Source organism: Euzebya pacifica (assembly GCF_003344865.1).
GTDB lineage: Bacteria > Actinomycetota > Nitriliruptoria > Euzebyales > Euzebyaceae > Euzebya > Euzebya pacifica.
The window spans coordinates 2,010,592-2,029,626 of the sequence record NZ_CP031165.1 but is presented as its reverse complement, the minus strand read 5'-3'; the positions used below and the strand labels follow the sequence as shown (position 1 = coordinate 2,029,626).

General features: G+C 66.9%; 13 protein-coding genes. 4 read left to right on the top strand and 9 right to left on the bottom strand.

What is annotated here, in order from left to right; all coding sequences use genetic code 11:
* Positions 1–147: 147 nt before the first annotated feature.
* From DVS28_RS08455 to DVS28_RS08450, 3 genes are all read left to right on the top strand, one after another.
* Positions 148–1,080, top strand: a complete 933-nt coding sequence (locus DVS28_RS08455) for a sulfotransferase family protein (RefSeq protein ID WP_114591066.1) — start codon at positions 148–150, stop codon at positions 1,078–1,080.
* 227 nt (positions 1,081–1,307) lie between these two features.
* Positions 1,308–2,942, top strand: coding sequence for a hypothetical protein (locus DVS28_RS28275; protein ID WP_216826486.1), 1,635 nt, complete (start codon positions 1,308–1,310; stop codon positions 2,940–2,942).
* Between the two features lie 154 nt (positions 2,943–3,096).
* Positions 3,097–3,894 (top strand): FkbM family methyltransferase, encoded by a 798-nt coding sequence (locus DVS28_RS08450; protein ID WP_245973619.1) that lies wholly within the window; start codon positions 3,097–3,099, stop codon positions 3,892–3,894.
* A 117-nt stretch (positions 3,895–4,011) separates the two neighbouring features.
* Here DVS28_RS08450 and wecB read toward each other — a convergent pair whose 3' ends face one another.
* Positions 4,012–5,130, bottom strand: a complete 1,119-nt coding sequence (gene wecB, locus DVS28_RS08445; protein ID WP_114591064.1) for a non-hydrolyzing UDP-N-acetylglucosamine 2-epimerase — start codon at positions 5,128–5,130, stop codon at positions 4,012–4,014.
* 186 nt (positions 5,131–5,316) lie between these two features.
* Between wecB and DVS28_RS08440 the strand changes: the two genes are divergently transcribed.
* The gene (locus DVS28_RS08440) at positions 5,317–6,549 is read left to right on the top strand and encodes an IS256 family transposase (protein ID WP_114591023.1); all 1,233 of its coding nucleotides are present in this window, start codon (positions 5,317–5,319) and stop codon (positions 6,547–6,549) included.
* A 107-nt stretch (positions 6,550–6,656) separates the two neighbouring features.
* Here DVS28_RS08440 and DVS28_RS08435 read toward each other — a convergent pair whose 3' ends face one another.
* From DVS28_RS08435 to aspS, 8 genes are all read right to left on the bottom strand, one after another.
* Positions 6,657–7,790 carry a glycosyltransferase gene (locus DVS28_RS08435; RefSeq protein WP_164710188.1) on the bottom strand — a complete coding sequence of 378 codons (1,134 nt, stop codon included), beginning with the start codon at positions 7,788–7,790 and terminating at the stop codon, positions 6,657–6,659.
* A gap of 49 nt (positions 7,791–7,839) precedes the next feature.
* Positions 7,840–8,937 (bottom strand): MraY family glycosyltransferase, encoded by a 1,098-nt coding sequence (locus DVS28_RS08430; protein ID WP_164710185.1) that lies wholly within the window; start codon positions 8,935–8,937, stop codon positions 7,840–7,842.
* A 26-nt stretch (positions 8,938–8,963) separates the two neighbouring features.
* The gene (locus tag DVS28_RS08425) at positions 8,964–9,923 is read right to left on the bottom strand and encodes an NAD-dependent epimerase/dehydratase family protein (protein WP_114591061.1); all 960 of its coding nucleotides are present in this window, start codon (positions 9,921–9,923) and stop codon (positions 8,964–8,966) included.
* 83 nt (positions 9,924–10,006) lie between these two features.
* Complete coding sequence (locus DVS28_RS08420) at positions 10,007–11,089, bottom strand: glycosyltransferase family 4 protein (protein ID WP_114591060.1); 1,083 nt, start codon at positions 11,087–11,089, stop codon at positions 10,007–10,009.
* The gene (locus tag DVS28_RS08415) at positions 11,086–12,231 is read right to left on the bottom strand and encodes a glycosyltransferase (RefSeq protein ID WP_114591059.1); all 1,146 of its coding nucleotides are present in this window, start codon (positions 12,229–12,231) and stop codon (positions 11,086–11,088) included. The genes DVS28_RS08420 and DVS28_RS08415 overlap by 4 nt, the downstream gene beginning before the upstream one ends.
* Positions 12,232–12,234: 3 nt before the next feature.
* A complete protein-coding gene (locus tag DVS28_RS08410; RefSeq protein ID WP_114591058.1) occupies positions 12,235–14,115 on the bottom strand; it encodes an O-antigen ligase family protein in 1,881 nt (626 codons plus the stop codon).
* 141 nt (positions 14,116–14,256) lie between these two features.
* Positions 14,257–16,701, bottom strand: coding sequence for a cell wall-binding repeat-containing protein (locus DVS28_RS29930; RefSeq protein WP_114591057.1), 2,445 nt, complete (start codon positions 16,699–16,701; stop codon positions 14,257–14,259).
* A gap of 470 nt (positions 16,702–17,171) precedes the next feature.
* The gene (gene aspS / locus DVS28_RS08400; RefSeq protein ID WP_114594065.1) at positions 17,172–18,941 is read right to left on the bottom strand and encodes an aspartate--tRNA ligase; all 1,770 of its coding nucleotides are present in this window, start codon (positions 18,939–18,941) and stop codon (positions 17,172–17,174) included.
* Between the last annotated feature and the right edge of the window lie 94 nt (positions 18,942–19,035).

Genomic DNA, 19,035 nt, shown 5'->3' with positions numbered 1-19,035 from the left:
CTCGACGCTGCGTGATGGCACCATGTGGTTACTCCACCGAACGCTCATCGAGACGGCCGCCACAGTCTCCTCGCCCCCTCGCTGGCTCCACTACGGCAGCTGGTACTCGGGGAATGATCCCTTCTCACCGAACAAGGGCTTGAACCTATGGAAGCGAAAAGCCGGATTCACACCGGCATACCTGACGCTTGCATCCTCGTTGCCGGACAACCCCGCTCGGGGACCACGCTCATCTCCAGCGTGCTGAGGTCCACCCCCGGCCATCTTCAAGCGTTCGAGATCCACCTCCGCAAGCCTAGTTTCGTCACAGGCTTGGACGGCCGGTACACCCGTAACATCATGAGGCAGGTCGGGCTACCAGCACAGGATTACGACGAGGTGCTCGCAGCGACGGACGTCACAGACATGAACCTTGGCGCATGGTCTGGCCCCGCTGAAGATGTGTCTGCTGAACCGCTCACTGGCCGAGAGACGCATCGCTTCGAGCCCGAACTTCGTGCTCGCGGTCAGTTGCTCAGCGTCCTGATGCGCTCGGCAGCTCATCGGACTGGTGCAACGACTTGGGGGTTCAAGATCCTCGGAGACGTTGTCCATATGGAAACCTACTCCGCCGTCTGGCCGAACGCCCGCGTGCTGCTCGTGGTTCGTGACCCTAGGGATCAAATCAGCTCCTTGTTGGCCATGAACGAAGCGCGGCAGGCCAGAGGTCAACTCCCCTTCTACCCGGATGTCGAGTCGGCCGCTGCGGGGTGGGCGAACACCTATCGGGTGGGTATGGATGCGCTCAAACGCACCGCTACGGACCACATGGTCGTCCGGTACGAAGACTTCGTCAGTGATCCGACTGGCACGGCGCTCCGAATCGGAGGTTGGCTTGAGCTGCCAGTGACCGAAGGATTGGACTTCCAGGACTCTGCCTTCGTCATGTCGCACAAGGCCCGCTTCAGCCATCACCAGCAGTTGGATCAACCCATCACCACCTCCTCAGTGGGACGCTGGCAGTCAAGACTGACGGAAGACGAGGCGTCGGCCATTGCTCGGATCGCAGGCGAGTTGATGCATCGCATGGGTTACTCGTGACCGACATCGGGCCGACGTTGGCCATTATCAGCAGCACCGCTTGGGGCGACCTGCTTCTTGCGCACCTTGGACTGCCACAGGTCGTCGCCCTTCGTCCCGGAGCCCCCATACCTAGCAGCGTCCGAGGAGTGCTGACCGATTGCATCGATGACCCCGGGCTGCCATACCTCAGGCTGCCAACCGGACCAGCGAATAGCACATCAGGGACGCTGCACGTGGCCCCGCCCATGCAACCCGGCCGCGACCTGACCGTTGCAGCCCGGCGGAGCCTCTATTATGCCCAGAAGCGGCTGGCCAAGCGTGGAGTCCGCACCGACCGGGAACGCCTGGACCTGCAAATTGCCGCGCACTGCCTTCGGCAGCGCGGCTTACGTGAGGTTGCCGTGCTTCTCCAGACGGCTGCCGGCGAGCCCGAAGCCACGAGCTTCGGCCAGTCCTGCTTTCGCTTGGCCGGAGCTAGCCAAGCCATGGTCGAGGCCGCCGAGGCGTTCGACCGGGCACGTTTGAAAGCTACTACGTTCGCCCAGGCCCCAGGACTTCTCTGGGGATGCGTGCTAGTGGATTCTGAACGTGCGCGGCCTTTGGTCGAGGAACATTTGCTCGAGGCGATTCGGGCTGTATCCGCGTCCGGTCGGCTAGCTCAGCTCACACTTTTGGCGGATCTCATTGATCACGAAGAGTCGTTGGCAGAAGGCCGCGCAAGGATGACGGCCTTGCCTCGCTTCGATCCGGCTACCAACCTCCTACGAGCGACAGTCGAGTCCACGGGGTTCGCGTACGACCCATCCGTCGCTGCTGCACTCGCCATCATGTCCGGTGCAGACAGCGCCACCCTGTTACCCGACCGCCGTATTGATCGCTCCATTACACGACCGACACCCGCACTCGCAGGCCCAGACATTGGCCTGGTTCCTGCCCTACTCGATCTCCTAACTCCTCCTGACCTTGATGGATGGCCGCTCGAACTGACAGACGACATGTACGAACTCCGCGTGTCCGACGTGCTCAATAGGTGGTTGGAAGCGCTGGTTGGAATCGCCGCTGAGGTGGGCGCGCCCCTAGTCCAATTGATGCCGTGGCCGGCCGGATTCGACTCGGCCCTGAGTATCCGATTTGACGTGGATCGACCGGCCAGCCCTACGCAAGTAGCACGACTCCTTCACACAATGTCAGAGGAGTTGGGAGCAATCCCTGCTACTTGGTACTGCATCCCGGGGCTCGACCACGAAGCACGTGCTCTGCCCGTCCTTCAGCAGGCCAACCAGGAACTCGGAGTCCACTGCCGAGAACCGGAGGAGGCACGGGCAGGAATGGGAATCACCTGCCATTCTGCGCCGACATCGCGCTATTGGCTCGGCGCTCGCCACTTAGCTGAAGCCGAGCGTCGCGGTGCTGACCACGCCGAACTCCTGACTGCCCTCCTCGACGTGCCCGGACCCGTATGGCTCGCCACGGAGAAACGGGCGACAAAGACGCTCGCGACTCCCCTTCTCTTTCCGTTGGAGGGGTCGACGGCCGATAGCGACCTCTCGTTCTTCAATGCGCGAATCGATCACTTCAGGTCACTTCTAGGGCGCGGCGGACACGCCATTATTAGCACCCACAACGATATCGAGCCCAGCCTGTTGGCGGAGGTACTGAAGCGCGAACGCGCGGAGGGAATGTGGATCGCGACGGTTGGCGACGTAGTGCGGCGAATTCGGGAGTTGCGGACACCTGGGACCGTCGTGTTCACGGGGCGGGGCCTCCGGTCCTCTGTGCCCATCAAGGACGTTGTTATTCGGACACATCTACCAAGTGGCCGCGTGGATTTCTCATGTGACCTCTCGCCCAACGCGGACACTGCGCTCGGCATGTTCTGACCTATTGAGGAGAAATCGAATGCCGTCTCAGGAGCCCCAGACCGAATCACCTCGACTCACCCCTGAGGACATCGCTTCGATGTCGCCCCGAGACTGTGCCCGGCTTGCCGCTCAACTTCTCCAACGAGTGCCCAACAAGTCATCCGTGAATCTGATGGAACGACGTGCAGCAGAACTCCCTGATCCGCTTGCCATCGATCTCCGCGACCGGCTCCAGCGTTCTGTGCAAATGGACTACTCGGCCCACGAAATCGAACTGGTAATGGATACGAAATGGGAGCGCTGGCGGGCGGCGTCCGCCGCACGGGAGCCATGGACGATCCGGTGGATCGAGCAGTACCTCCGGCCCGGCGACGTGCTGTTCGACGTCGGCGCGAACGTCGGTGCCTATGCACTCGTCGCTGCCAAGTCCTCTGCTGGAGAGGTCACTACCTTCGCCTTCGAACCAGGGTTCGCCACGTTCGCCGCCCTGTGTCGCAACATTGTGCTGAACGACTGTCAAGCATCTGTCGTTCCGATGGCCATCGCCCTTGGGGACAAGACCTCCCTCTCGTCGTTCAACTACCGTGTGCTGGAAGCGGGCGCCGCCGGCCACGGCATGGCTGACCGTCTTCCCGCACCCCTGCCCGGGGAGGCCGCGGCCACACAGTACGAACAGCCGATGCCGGTCTTCCGACTTGACGACCTCATCAGATCGCTGACCCTACCGAATCCGAATCACTTGAAAATCGACGTCGATGCCATGGAACTCGAGGTTTTGAAGGGGGCCGAAAGGACGTTGGCCCACAGTGATCTGCGTAGTGTCCTAATCGAGATCGACAACAGCCTCCGCGAGGAGGCACACGCGCTCCTGAGATCGGCAGGCCTTCGAACGAAGGAGACCTACGAGGTGACCGCCAACGACGGCAGTCTCGCGAACTACGGATACGCGTTGTTCGTTCGTGCACCCTGATCGCTCGGTTCTCACGCCGCGGCACTCATGCTCATCTACCCACGACTGGGATATTGCGCGGCACACGACGATCTGTAGGCCCACCGCCCTAGGCGTGCCAACAACCGGCGCGGTGACCTAGCAACGTTTCCGTTGCCTAGTGACCTCAACAAGGGCCGAAACGACCTTCTCCCCGGCTTGACCATCGCCATATAGACCCGGTTCGGGGTCGACTTGTCGGAGTTGCTCGGCGGCCGCGACGATCCTGTCAGCGTCCGCTCCAGCAAGAACGTTGACTCCGGCCTCCACGAGCTCGACCCACTCTGTCTCGTCGCGAAGGGTTACGCACCCAACTCCGGCGAAGTAGGCCTCCTTCTGGACGCCACCCGAGTCCGTCGCGATCACACGGGCGTTTCGCTCGAGGTCCAACATTTCCAGGTACCCGACGGGCTCGATGAGCAGCAAGGAACTGCCCACGTCATCGAGCAGCCCAGCAGCCTCGAGAGCAAGTCGGGTTCGAGGGTGGAGCGGAAGCACGACCGTATTCTCCTCGGACAACCGCGACAGACCCATCACGATCTGTTTCAGGCGCGCCGGATCGTCTGTGTTCTCGGCCCGATGCACCGTGGCAAGCACATAGTTCCCGGACTCCAGTCCGTGAGTGGCGCGCACTGCGGACCGCTGTTCTGCCAAGGGTGCGTAGAACTTGGTCGCATCGAACATGACGTCCCCCACGGGGATGATCCGTTCCCCAGGAACGCCCTCCGAGAGCAGGTTGCTGCGCGCCTGTTCGGTGGGGACGAACAGGAGGTCGGCGATGGAGTCGGTGACGATCCGGTTGATTTCCTCCGGCATGCGTCGGTTGTAGGACCGCAACCCGGACTCCACGTGCGCGAGGGGGACGTGCAACTTCGTGGCCGCCAGGGCTCCGGCCAGGGTCGAATTCGTGTCGCCGTGCACGAGCACCCAGTCCGGGGATTCCTCGATGATCACGGCCTCGAGACGCTCGAGCATGCGCCCTGTCATCTCACCATGAGTTCCTCCGGAGACCTCCAGATTGTGCACGGGGTCGGGGATCGAGAGTTCGTCGAAGAAGACCTGCGACATCGTTGTGTCGTAGTGCTGCCCTGTGTGGACGATGACGTCCGCGACGTGGCCCTTGTCGCCAGCGGCGGCGTTCAGGTCAGCTATGGCACGAGAAATCACCGCGGCCTTGATGAACTGCGGGCGGGCGCCGACTACTGAAAGAAGCTTCATTTCGTCTCCCGGTCATCCTGGTTTGCGTGAGCGCCGAAGATCCCTCGCTGGCTTGAGTGCACACCCCGTGGGTTGACGCTCTCGTGCTGATGGGTGAGTCTCACCACGTGGTGTAGGAGCAGGTCCGCCGTGTAGGCGGGCCACCGTGCGAACTTCCAAAGCTCCTACGCAAAGAAGGCACGCACGATGACCCATAGCCAGTCTGCCCTGTCCGAGCTCGCTGACGCCCTGATCGGGACCGACGCGACGCTCACCACGTCCATCGCCGAGATCCTCGGCACCGCCTTGCAGGAACTGATCGAGGCCGAGGTGTCGGCCAAGATCGGCGCCGACCACGGTGAACGAACCCCAGCCCGCAGCAACCTGCGGAACGGGCATCGGCCCAAACTGCTGTCCACCCCCGCCGGTGATGTCGAGGTCGGCATCCCCAAGCTCCGCAAAGGGTCGTTCTTCCCTGAGCTGCTCGAGCCACGCCGCCGGATCGACAAGGCGCTGTGGGCGGTGATCATGCGGGCCTACATCACCGGCACCTCCACCCGGAAAGTCGATGACCTGGTCAAAGCGCTCGGCGTCGACTCGGGCGTGTCCAAGTCAACGGTGTCGCGAATCTGCAAGCTCATCGATGACGACGTCGCCATCCTTCGAGGCCGCCGGCTTGATCATCAGCCGTTCCCCTACATCTGGCTGGACGCCACCTACGTCCACGTCCGCGAGCACGGCCAGGTCGTCTCCAAAGCCGTCGTGATCGCCACCGGCGTCCGCGCCGACGGGCACCGCGAGGTCCTCGGTGTCGACATCGGCAACAGCGAGAACGAGACGTTTTGGACCGAGTTCCTCCGCGACCTCGTCGACCGCGGCCTGAACGGGGTCCAACTGGTGATCTCCGACGCCCACGCCGGCCTGCGCGCCGCGATCCGACGGGTCCTCCAGGGCTCCGGATGGCAACGATGTCGCGTGCATGCCAAGCGCAACCTGCTCGCCGTCGCCAACCACAGCCAGCGGCAGCTCATCAGCGCGTTGATCTCCACCATCTTCGCCCAGCCCGACGGCGATGCCGCACGCGCCCAGCTCCGCACCGTCTGTCAACAACTCGAGACCGTGGCGCCCAAGGTGGCCAAGCGGCTTGAGGCGATGGAGGATGACCTGCTCGCCTACGCGGCGTTCCCACCCGTGCACTGGTCAAAGATCTGGTCCAACAATCCGATCGAGCGGCTCAACCGTGAGCTCAAGCGCCGCACCGATGTCGTGCAGATCTTCCCCGACCCCGAATCAGTCATCCGGCTCGTCGGCGCGTTGCTGGTGGAGGTCAACGAAGAACTGATCGCCGCTCCGCGGCGCTACATGGCCGCCGTCACCCTCGAACCCCTCCTCGATCGCTCCGACGATCAGATACCGTCAATCCCCGCAGTGACCAACTGAATCAAGCGCACGGGCTTCTACACCACCGGCCGGGACGTGATCGTGCTGATCGCCGTTCAGCCCAACTGTAGGGGCGGGTGACGGACGTGCGAACTGCATGGCGAGGTTCACGTGGCCGAACCCATCGAGCGACCCGGCCGCAGCAGGCCGCGGTAGGTCTGACGAAGCACGGCGGCATCACGCGTCCAGGAGAACTGCTCCGCCGCCACTGCAACCGCGCGCAAATGGCGTTCGTGACCGTCGATCGCCGACTGGACTGCGCGGACGAGCGAGTCGCGGTCCCCAGGGGTGTACAGCGTGCCCACGCCCTGGGCGCGAACGACCTCGCGTAGCTGAGGCAGGTCCGCGGCGACCACCGGTACCCCAGCCCGTACGGCCTGGAAGAGCTTGTTGGGAAGGGCGAACCGGTGGTTCATGCAGTCGTCGGTCAGTGGGATGAACGCCAGTCCGTTCTGTGCGTAGATCTGATCGACGTCGTCCACGGGGACGGGAGGCCCAGATGTCAGGGCGCCGAGGTCCACTCCCCTGGACCGGGGGCCGAGCAACACCGGCTCGACCGCTAGGCCATCAGCTGCGGCAGCCAAGGTTTCCAGATCACGTCCGGGCGCGATGTTTCCTGCGTACACGAGGCCGACGGGAGGGGTGACAGGAGTGGGGGACGGACCTTCGAGTTCGGGGAAGCTGTTGCGGACGACCGCGACCGTTCGCCCCAGACGCTCGCCCAGCCATCGTGCAAGGGTCGGGCTGACGGTGATGACCGCGTCGGCGCGCCTTCCGAGGACCCGTTCCTGCCGGAGATGCAAGAGATCACGCACGACGTCGTCGCGGCCGTCCTTGTGCCGGCCAGCCCAGCATTCGTGGGCATCGTAGACGAGGTGCGCGCCGAACCAATCTGCAAGTTTCGCTCCCAGGGGGAGTGTCGAGAAGTCATGTGCATGGACGACGTCGAACGGGCCGACATCGATTGCGACTCGACGAGCATCGGTGCTGAACCGATGGGCGAGATAAGACAGGAACTCGGGAAGCAGCGCCCACCGGGCGGCACGCCGAGCACTCCTGAAGGCCAGCGGCACCGTCACCTGCGGATGGGCTGATCGGACGCCGCCGACGCCGATGACTCGATATTCGGGCCGCGATGTCCCGGCCTGTCCCACGACGGTGACCCGGTGTCCGTCCTCTGCCAGTGCTGATGCCTCACGCTGGACTCTCGAATCGCGGTCGACATCCGACAGCACCAGCATGAGCACTCGCAACCGCTGCCCACGTTGGTCCCTCGCTGGGGCGGCTTGCTCAGTCATCGAGACCCGAGCCTGCGACCACAGAGGGGCGCTCGTGGGCGTAGTCGGCTTCGGACCGCTCGACCTTCTGCAGCATCACCTTGGCACCCTGCGAGTTGGAGTAGACCGGGACACGCCCGAGGAGCACCCCGACAGCCACCAGGCCAGCCACAACGAATCCGAGGAGCAGGTAGGCGGTCGTGATGTCCAGGCGACTGATGACCAACCCCAGCCAACCAAGCATGCCGGCCAGCAGGTACAGGATGCGCACAGCGCGCGGGACGGGGAGGCCGATGAAGACCAGACGGTGCGACAGGTGGTCCCGCCCGCCGCTCAGGGGGTTGCGGCCGTGACGCAACCGCTGGACAGTCACCAGCGCCGTGTCGAGGATCGGCAGGCCCAGCACCACGATCGGCACGAAGGCCGTGATCTGTCGTGGCGCGTCGAAGCGCAGCTTGAGGCCCAGCACCGCGAGCACGAAGCCGAGGAACAGCGACCCGGCGTCCCCCATGTAGATCCGGGCCGGGTGGAAGTTGTGGCGCAGGAAGCCGAGCGCACAGCCGGCCAGCGCCGCGGACAGCGCGCCGACGAGGAACTGACCGTTGAGCGCGGCGATCAGGAAGAACGACAGGGCGGCGATCATGGCGGTGCCAGCGCTCAGGCCGTCCATGTTGTCCAGCAGGTTGAAGGCGTTGGTGATCCCCGCGATCCACAGGACCGTGATGGCCATGTCGATGGGCCCGCCACCGTCGACCAACCGCACGACGACGTCGGTGGCCAGCAGCCCGCCCGCCGCCCCGACCTGCAGCCCGAGCCGCAGGAACGGGCCGAGTCCCCTGAGGTCATCGACGAGGCCGACCGCGGCCAGCCCGACGCCCAGCCCCAGGATGACCGCGAGCTCCTCGAACCCGCTGACCGGTGGGCGGACGAGCGCGGCGGCAAGCACCACCGCTGCGAAGGCCAGCACGATGGCGACGCCGCCCAGATAGGGCACCGGGTCGTCCTGGACCTTGTAGCCGCCGGGTCGGTCGACGACCTCCCGGCGGGTGGCCACCCTGATGGCCAGCGGCACCAGCAGCCACGACAGCAGGCCCGAGGCGACGAACACCACGGGATAGACCCACCACGTCAGTTCGCTCAGGACCGCTGCTCCTCGATCACACGCTGGATGATGTCGTCCAGGCCCCGCTGGGGGGCCCAGCCGATGAGGTCGTGCACACGGGAGGTGTTGGGGACGCGTCGTTCCATGTCCTCGAATCCCTCCTCGTACGCCTCGCTGTAGGGCACCTTGCGGATCTGGCTGGTCGAGCCGGTCAGGTCGATGATCCGAGCCGCCAGCTCGGCGATGCTGACCTCGTCGCTGCTCCCGAGGTTGAAGACGTTTCCGTGCGCCCCCTCGGTGCGGATCAAGGTGTCCAGCGCCGGGACGACATCGCCCACATCGACGAAGCAGCGGGTCTGGGCACCGTCACCGAAGACGGTCAGCGCGTGACCGCGCAGGGCCTGGTTGACGAATCGGGGCACGACCATGCCGTAGTGCCCGACCTGTCGGGGTCCGACGGTGTTGAAGAGGCGAACGATGACGGTCGGCAGCCCCTTCTCCCGGAAGTACGTGTACGCGAGGATCTCCTCGATCGCCTTCGCCTCGCTGTAGGCCCAGCGGGACTTCAGCGGCGAGCCGAGAATCCGGTCGTCGTCCTCCGACAGCGAATCGGAGGTGTTCTTGCCGTAGATCTCGCTGGTGGAGGTGACCAGCACCGCCTTGCCGTACTTGTGGGCCTTCTCGATGACCGTCTCGCTACCGACGATGTTGGTCCGCAGCGACTCCACGGGCTTGCGCACGATCAGCTCGACACCCACGGCGGCCGCGAGGTGGAACACGACGTCGGCCCGGCTGACGCAGTCGTCGACGAGGTCGGCGTTCAGGATCGAGCCGAGCACGAACTCGAAGTCCGGCCGACCGATCAAGTGCTCGATGTTGCCGTGGCGGCCCGTGGACAGGTTGTCCAGGGCGATCACCTCGTCGCCGTTGGCGATCAGGTGGTCGGCAAGGTGGGACCCGATGAACCCCGCCCCGCCAGTGATGAGGGCGCGCACGCCTGTCCTCGCCTTCTGTTCGGTTGCGACTCGCCCTCAGCCTACGTCCCCACGAGCCACGTTCGGTCGACCGTGCGTGCAGGTCAGTCGGGAGACTTTCGGTCCCCAAGGAGACGTTCGGTCCGGCGGGCGCGGTCGTCCCAGGAGTGGTCCACAGCTGGGGCGATCCCGGTCTCGACCGAACCGGAGACGACCGCGGCGACGGCTGCGGCCCATCCGGCCACGTCGCCCGGACGCACCAACGGGCCGGAGTGATAGCGAGGGATGTCCGGGACGTCGCTGGCCACGACCGGGACACCTGTGGACAGCGCCTCGAACAGCTTCAACGGGGCGATGCCCGTGCCGCCCCTGTCGCGCGAGGTCACGAGCGCCACGGACGCACCCGCGAGCAGTGAGGGGACGTCGTCGTGCGGAACGGCACCGAGATGCCGGAGGGCTCGGCCGTCAACGGCGGGGCAGTCCGCGAGCAGCCCCTCCCCCGCGCCCGTGCCAGCGACCAGGAGATCGACGCCGTCGGGCCAGTCGTCGTGGGCGAAGGCCCCGACGAGGTCCTCGACCCCCTGCCACGGCGCGAGCTCACCCACGAACACCGCATAGGGCCGACCCCCCGGAGGTTCGGCCCCACGGTCCGCGGCGAAGCGGGTCACATCGACGCCGTTGGGGACGACCTCGACCTCGACCTGAGCTCCAGCCATGCCTGCAACCCAGTGGCCGAGGCCCTCGGTGACCACCACCACACCGTCGGCCACGCGCAGCTGCGAGCGGATCAGGATGCGCAGGAGGCCCCGCACTCGGCCGAGGGAGGGCCACGCGGCGATCCAGTCGTCCTCCGGACCGTTGACCTCGACCACAGCTCGAGCCCTTGACCGCCACAGCCCTGCCACGACGTTCGTCCACAACAACGGGGCGGCGAGCGGGTGCATCCGTACGTAGAGCACGTCGTCACGACGCATGGCCCGCCAGAGCGAGGTCTGGGCGGCCAGCATCGGACCGACCCTCCCCCACAGGCCGCGACGGCCCGTCTCCAACGGCGGCTGGTGCACCGTGACCGTCCAGCCCCGTCGTTGGAGCCCCCCGACCAGCCCCCACACGTGCGCATGACTCCCCTGGCCCTCACGGGTCGGCTGCAGGCACAGGTACTGGATCCTGCCGGACGGCACGCTCACGACAGGACCTCCTCGTAGATCGCCGTGTGTGCACCCACCATCGACGCGGTGGTGAAGCGTCTCGCGGCGTCGGCGGTCGCTGCCGCTCCCATGCGGCCCCGTCGTTCGGGATCGCCGATCAGCCCCACCAGGCCCTCCCCCACCGCTGCGGCCGTCGGGGCCACGACCAGTCCTGTCGCGCCATCGGCCACGACCTCAGCGACACCACCGACGTCGGTGGCCACCGCAGGGACGCCGGCGTGGGCCGCTTCGACGAGCGTGACGGGCATGCCTTCGTTGTCGCTCGTGAGGACGATCACATCGGCGGCCGACAGCACCCTGCCGATGTCGCTGGTCCACCCCAGGAACGTCACCGCATCGCCGAGGACGGCGGCCCGTCGTTCAGTGGTATGACGAAGATCGCCATCACCCGCGACCACCAGATGGGCATCGATGCCTGCCTCGCGGACAGCCCGCATGGCGTCCACCGCCCGGTCGGGCCGCTTGATGCGTGTCAGGCGGCCCACGAAGGCCACGACCGGCCGGCCGTCGGGCACCCCGAGGGACCGCCGTGCCTCGGCGGCTGGAACGGTGGGCAGCGGGTCGACGCCCGGAGGAACGACAGCGTACTGCTCGGGGCGACCGATCCCGGCAGCCAGCAGGTCGTCGCGCACCGGCGAACCGACGGTGATGATCCGGTCGGTTCCGCGGGCCAGCTGTCGTTCCACGGTGACGATCCCCCGGCGCACCGTGGGACGGAAGTAGCCGTGCAGGACGTGGCCATGGAAGGTGTGGACGATGCGCGGCCGTCGGCCGTTGCGTGTGGCGAGGCGGGCAGCCGTCCGTCCCAGGGCGCCGGCCTTGGCCGTGTGGGTGTGCACGACGTCGGGGCGCAGCCGACGCAGCTCACGGACCAGCACGGCCATCGCCCGGGCGTCGTCACCTGCACGCACCGCACGCCCGAGTCCCGCGACGGGACGCCCGAGGCTGGACCCGTCGCGGATGTCGCGCCAGTCCGCTTCGCCCTCGTCGACCTCGCCGTGCAGGACGACCGATTCGTACCGGTCGGGGTCCAGGCCGCCGGCCACGGCAAGCACGAGCGCCGCCGGGCCACCCACGTTGAGGCGCGCGATGACCTGGACGACGCGGATGCGGCGGGTCACGCGTCAGTCCCCGGGGGTCAGCGCGAGGCGTTCACGGAGGATCTCGATCTGCTCGTGATCGGGGTTGCGGGCCTCGACCTCGGCCAACAGCTCCTCGGCCAACGAGCGATCGCTGTCGGCGACGTAGAGCGCGACCTCGACCTTGAGGTCCAGGTGCTGCGGTTCGTGCTCCAGCGCGGTCAGGTAGTCCTCGCGTGCCTCGTCACGGCGTTGCAGGGCATCGAGTGCGCGGGCACGGGACACCAGGGAGGCGACGTGGTCGGACTGGATGCCCAGCGCCCGTCCGAAGGCCTCCACGCCCTCCTCGAGCGCTCCCAACTGCAGCAGTCCCAGTCCCTCCCGATAGGGATAGTCGACCTCCCACGGTGCGATCGAGCCTGCCTGCGACCACGCCTGCTGGACCACGTCGGTACGCCCCGCCGCCAGGGCCTCCTGGCCGGTGTTGGCCGCGAGCTCTGCGCGGAACGGCTTCGTCCCGACGAGGAGGGCTCCCGCGACGAGGAGCCCCGCGAGGGTCCATGCGAGCGGGACGGCCCATGCCGGGGGCCGTGTCGTGGTCGTGGTGCGCTTCTTGCGAACGACGGTGTCGACGGTCGAGCCGGGCAGCGCCATGGATTTCGTGGCGTCCGGCCACGCCAGCCCGGCGAGGATCCCCGCGCAGACGAACGACAGCACCAGCAGTGCCGCGACATCGAAGCTGGCCAAGGACTGCACCGTGACAGCCGCCCACACGCTGGCCACGCCACCGACGAGCATCCGCCCACCGCGCTCCGCCGCCCGGACCGCGCGCACAGCCGCCCAGGCGCCAACCGCGACAAGGACGAGCCAGACCAGCAGCAGCGGCACCCCGCCCCCGCTCAGCAGGTGCAGCGGCACGCTGTGGGCCGCGTCGGTCTCGATGGTCACCTCGACCTGATCAGCCGCGGCCGGGGAACGGTAGCTCCGGTAGAAGCGGACGAAGCGGTCGAATCCCACGCCGGTCAGGGGTTGGTCGCCCGCCATGGACAGCGCCGCGTCCCAGTAGAAGCGGCGCAGGACGACACCGGTCGCCTCTCCGAGCCTCGCGAGCGGACCCATCTGGAAGGTCCCGAGACCGCCGAGCACCGCCGCGACGCCCACGAGACCGCCGACGACCGGCAGCCCCACGCGGCGAAGGCTGCCCGTGCGTCCGAGCAGCCAGACCACCACGGCAACGGCCGCCGACACCCCTGCCGCGACGACCCCGACGACGGACGCGGCGCCGACGACCAGCACAGCCGACGCCAGGACCCCCGCGACGGCCATCCCACGTTCCCACCTCGGTAGGGACGAATCGATCGACGTCAGCCCAGCCAGTCCCAGCAGGGCACCCCCCCATGCGCCGGCGAAGTTGGGATTCGACAGGGTCACGAAGACCCCGCTCACCGAGCTCGACACAGGGAACGGATCGGCGCCGAGCAGCTGCAGCACCCCGTATACCCCAACGACCACGAGGACGATCAGCATCGCTCGGCGGAACAGCCGAGCCAGCGAGACCCCGTCGGACGATGCGGCGGCCAGGAGGCCCACCCCGCCTGCGCTCGCGTAGAGCAGCCAACCGATCTGCCGCGAGGGGACACCGAAGAAGGCGGCGAGGGAGTTGTCGGCGGTCAGGACGGCGACACCGGCCACGAAGAGGAACAAGCCGACAGCGGCTGACCATGGCGAACCGGCCCAGGCCACCGTCCCGCGCCGACCGGACCGGAGCACTGCCGCGCCGATGAGAACCGCAACGAGGACGCTGGTGACCGCGAGCTTCGGTGCCTCGAAGGGATCCCTGCCTCCGAACCAACCGGTGATCGCCACGATCGCCGGGGTGGCAGCCAGCAGCACGTCGCTGCGGCTCGGTCGCCTGCTGATGGACATCGGTGGATGGTTCCTCTCGTCCCCCGGTCACGCGTCGGACCGGCGAAGGTACTGCAACGACGAGGGCCCCATCCGAATGGATGGGGCCCAAGTCTGTGTGACTAGCGATGAACCCGAGGGTCCATCATGTCATCGAGTCGACTAGACCTCGGTGACGGTCAGACGGTGCTCACGAGCCAGGGCACCGTCGGTGACGACGATGTCGCCCTCGGCGTCGCCAGCCGCGATGTCGTCCAGCGCGGTCTCGAACTCGGTCACGTCGACCTCTTCGCCGTCGACGAAGTAACGCTCCGCCGGGGCGAAGGCGTCGTAGATGACGGTGTCGAGGACAACGTCACCCTCGGAGGACAGGACCTCGTAGGTCTTGGCAACGGTGTCGGTGGCGCCAACCTCGCCGGCCAGGTCCTGGTCGGAGAGGGTGTAGGTGGCGGGGGTGCCACCAGCGGCGTCAGCCGGGGTGTAGGAGACGGAGTCGCCAGCGGAGTACGCGGCGGCGAAGTCAGCCTCGGTGCCCAGGATGCCGTTCACGATGAAGCGATCGGTGGCCTGCGGGTCCGGAGCGGTCTCCGTGCCGGGGTTGGTCGCGATGTCGAAGCCGTCAGAGGCGTCGATGTCGTCGATTGCCTGACCCGAAACCGTCGTCGGCAGACCGTTGGTCAGCGAGATGGTCTCGGTGTCGTTGGCGCGGCTGTACTCGGCCTGGTCCCCATCGGAGAGGACGTCAGCGAAGTCGTCGTAGTCGGTGATGGGCTCACCGTCGACGTTGATGACCAGGTCACCGGCGTCGAACTTCGCCTTGGAGGCGACGAAGGTGTCGTCGTTGGTGCCTGCGAAGTCATCGCCCAGGTTGCCGACCATGAAGGTGTCGGTGTCCGGGGTGACGGTGTCGACCACAGAGACGGCACCGGAGACGGTGTTGTCCATGATGTTGCAGGTCACGTTGCCGGCAGCGTCCTCGGAGGTCTCGAAGACGTCGCCCTCGTTGAGAGCGGCCTCGAACTGGGCAGCGATCACGACGCCGCCGTTGACCTGGAACAGGTCGCACTCAGCGGTGTAGTCGATGGCGCCAGCAGAGATGGTGGCACCGGAGACGGGCTCGATGATCTCGAAGGTCCCGGCAGCGGTGTTGACGTTGCCGATGGTGCCGGTCTCGGCAGCGTCGACGTTGGTCAGGCGGTGGGTGGTGATGTCGTCGGAGTCGTCGTCCGGGGTACCGGCGTCGTCGACCTCGACCTCGATGCGGTCGCCCGCACCGATCTGGCCGGCGAAGACGGCGTAGGTGGCCTGGGTGCCGTCGACGAAGAAGACGTTCTGGTCGTCGTTGGCGTAGGTCACGGTGACGACGTCGGAGCCGTCGTCCGGCTGGTAGTCGTAGGTGTCGACGCCGGTCGAGATGATGACGCCAGCGTTCTCAGCGGGGGTCTCCTCGGAGTCGAGGGAGACGTTCTCGATGTCCTCGGGGTCGCCACCGGTGGCGGAGACAGCCTCTTCGCAAGCCTCGCCAGAGGTCTTGGGCATGCAGATCACGGTGGTGGTGCCGTCGTTCTGGGCGAACGCGGGGGAACCGAGCCACTCAGCGGTCTCAGGGGACAGGGAGTCACCGTTGGAAACGACAACCGCGTAGTTGTTGTTACCGGCCAGCGCCGAGGAGGCGTAGGCGTCGATGAAGAAGTTGTCAGCGAACGCGTCCACGACGACGATGCCGTCCAGGTCGGAAGCGTCGAGGCCACGGGCCTCGTTGATCGCGATAGCGGTGCCGGCGCGGTTGTTGGCGTCCTCGTTCTCGACGCGGTCACCAGCGGTCTGCTCGGCGGGCTCGCCGGTCAGGTAGTCAACGACGTCGGCGGGGACAGCAGCCTCGCCACCGATCGGAACGATGGTCTCGTTCTCGGGGTTGACCTCGGTGAAGTACTCGGTGGTGGGGTACTCGGGGGAGAGGACCTCAGCGTCGGAGGGGGCCAGCACGGTGCCGGCGCCGCCCTGCGCGTCCCAAGCACCAAGGCCGACAGCGTCAGCGAAGGCGGTCTGGGAGTTGTCGTCCGTGCCGAAGGCGCGGGACAGGTGCGAGGCGGTCTCGTTGAAGTCGTCGCGGTTGGCCTCGGCGTACTCCAGGACCTCGTTGGCGGTGGAGATGCGCTCGTCGCCAGCCAGGCGGGTGACGTTCAGGCCCATGTCGGTGAGGGCGGTCTCGACGTCAGCGTCGATGCGCTCCTCGCCACCGATGATGATGACGTCGGTGGCACCCAGGCGGGTGATCTCGTCGACGTGAGCGTCCTGGACGCCGTCGTCGGAGTTGTAGTACAGCAGGGCGCCGTCGTTGGCGAGCACACCGGCGGCCAGCGCGTCAGCGCCGTCCTCGGAGGTCGTCAGCAGGACGGTGTCGGTGCCGTCCGGGAACGCACGCTGGCTGGCGAGGATCGAGGTCTGCAGCGCGTCGCTGGTCTCGATCTCCTCGTTGATGTCAAAGTCGATGTACGCGGCAGCTTCTTCGTCCTGCGCAGACGCAGCGGTGAGCGGCAGGATTGCCACTACCAGCGCCAGCAGACCGAGGAACGCCACGCGGCGACCAGTCTTGGTGATTGTCATATGAAAAGGCCTCCTAGAGCCTCGACTTCATTCATTGCGGAACAAGCAGATATTGAGGTGTCTCACTGCGCACCCGACCCGCGCACCGGAACTCCGGCTGGGTCATCTGCGGCCCCCGTACCGGGAGCGTCCCCTGAGGACACGTCCCCAGCTTCTGCTCCGGTAAACCCGGGGCGCGCCTCGGCTGCGCGCGAGCTCTCTCCATCTGCAGTTGTTTGCTGTGGACCTCCCACCGCGGTTCCCCGTGGCGGTGTCCGGTGCAGTGACGCACCCAACGCGCGATCCGTTACGGGTGAAATGAGATCGAATGCGTACTCGATCACAATCCACGACCGCTGTGGGAGGCTAGTTCTGCAGGGGGGCAGACGCAAGCAACGTCGACTCCCGTATGGACAGGTAAATCAGCGTTTTTGCCATGCAACCCCTCGCATGTGGCTGGCGTCGCGAGGGATCGGCAGGCCTGAGAGCAACTAGCCCTTGACCGGCGGCGGCAGGATGCGCAGGCCCAGCTCGGTCAGCTGCTCGGTGTCGATGCCGGCCGGGGCCTCGGTCATGGGGTCGCCGCCGGACTGCGTCTTGGGGAACGGGATCACGTCACGAAGCGACGTCGCCCCCGTCATCAGCATGACGATCCGGTCAAGGCCGAAGGCGATGCCGCCGTGGGGCGGGGCGCCGTAGGACAGGCCGCGCAGCAGGAAGCCGAAGCGCTCCTCCGCGTCCTCCTTGGAGATGCCCAGCAGCTCGAAGACCTTCTCCTGCATGCCGCGGTCGTGGATACGCATCGACCCGCCACCGAGCTCGGTGCCGTTGAGCGCCAGGTCGTAGGCACGGGCCAGCGCCGGACCGGGGTCGTCGGCGAACGTGTCGGCCGCCTCGGCCGCGGGGGCGGTGAAGGGGTGGTGCAGCGCGTCCCAGCGCTTGGCGTCCTCGTCCCACTCGAACATCGGCCAGTCGGTGACCCAGACGAAGCGCCACTCCCCCTCCGGCACCATGCCGCGGTCGTGGGCCAGGGCCACACGCAGCGCACCCATCAGCTCGCGGGCGAACTGGGTCTCGCCGGCCCCGAAGAAGATGGCGTCGCCCTCGTTGGCGTCGCACGCCTCGAGGATCTCGGCGATCTCGCCCTCCGACATGAACTTCGACAGCGGCGAGCGCAGCGCACCGTCGGCCTCGACGACGCCCCACGCCAGGCCCTTGGCCCCACGCTTCTTGGCGAAGTCGATCCAGCCGTCGAACTCCTTGCGGGTCAGCTCGCCGCCGCCGGGCAGGCACACGGCGACCACGGACCCGCCGCCGTCGAGGACGCCCTTGAAGACGCCCACGCCGGTGTCGGCGAGGACCGCGTCGAGGTCGACGAGCTCCATGGCGTATCGCAGGTCGGGCTTGTCGGAGCCGAAGCGCCGCATGGCCTCTTCATAGGCCATGCGCGGGAACGGCACGGCAAGCTCCTGGCCGAGCACGTCGTTCCACAGCTCGACCATCAGCTCCTCGCAGACGCCGTAGATGTCCTCCTCGTCGACGAAGGACGCCTCGACGTCGAGCTGGGTGAACTCGGGCTGCCGGTCGGCGCGCAGGTCCTCGTCACGGAAGCAACGGGCGATCTGGTAGTACCGCTCGAACCCCGACACCATCAGCAGCTGCTTGAACAGCTGCGGCGACTGGGGCAGGGCGTAGAAGGACCGCGGCTGCAGGCGGGAGGGCACGAGGAAGTCGCGGGCCCCCTCGGGCGTGGAGCGGGTCAGGATCGGCGTCTCGATGTCGAGGAAGCCGTGGCGCTCCATCACCCGACGCATGATCGAGGTGACCTGGGCGCGGGCGCGGATGCGGGTGGCGAGCTCGTCACGGCGCAGGTCGACGTAGCGATGCGTCAGCCGCACGCCCTCGTCGGTCTCGATGCCGTCCTCGATGGGGAACGGCGGGGTGTCGGCGGCGCTCAGCACCTCCACGGCCGAGGCGAAGACCTCGACCTCACCGGTGGCGAGCTTCTCGTTGGCCTGCCCCTCGGGCCGGGTCCGGACGGTGCCGGTCACGCGGACGACGTACTCGTTGCGGACGTCGTGCACGGCCTGCAGCGCCTCACCGGCGGTGGGGTCAGCCACGACCTGGCACACCCCGCTGCGGTCACGCAGGTCGAGGAACGCCACGCCCCCGTGATCGCGGCGGCGGGCAACCCAACCGGCCAGGACCACCTCCTGCCCGTCGTCGCTGGCGCGGATCGTGCCGGCGCCATGGGATCGCATGCTGCCGTGGGCGTTCATGAGTCGAGGGTCTCCCGGAATGATGGTTGGATGGGCCGGTGACACCGGCGCCGTCGGTCGGGTCGTGACATGGCAC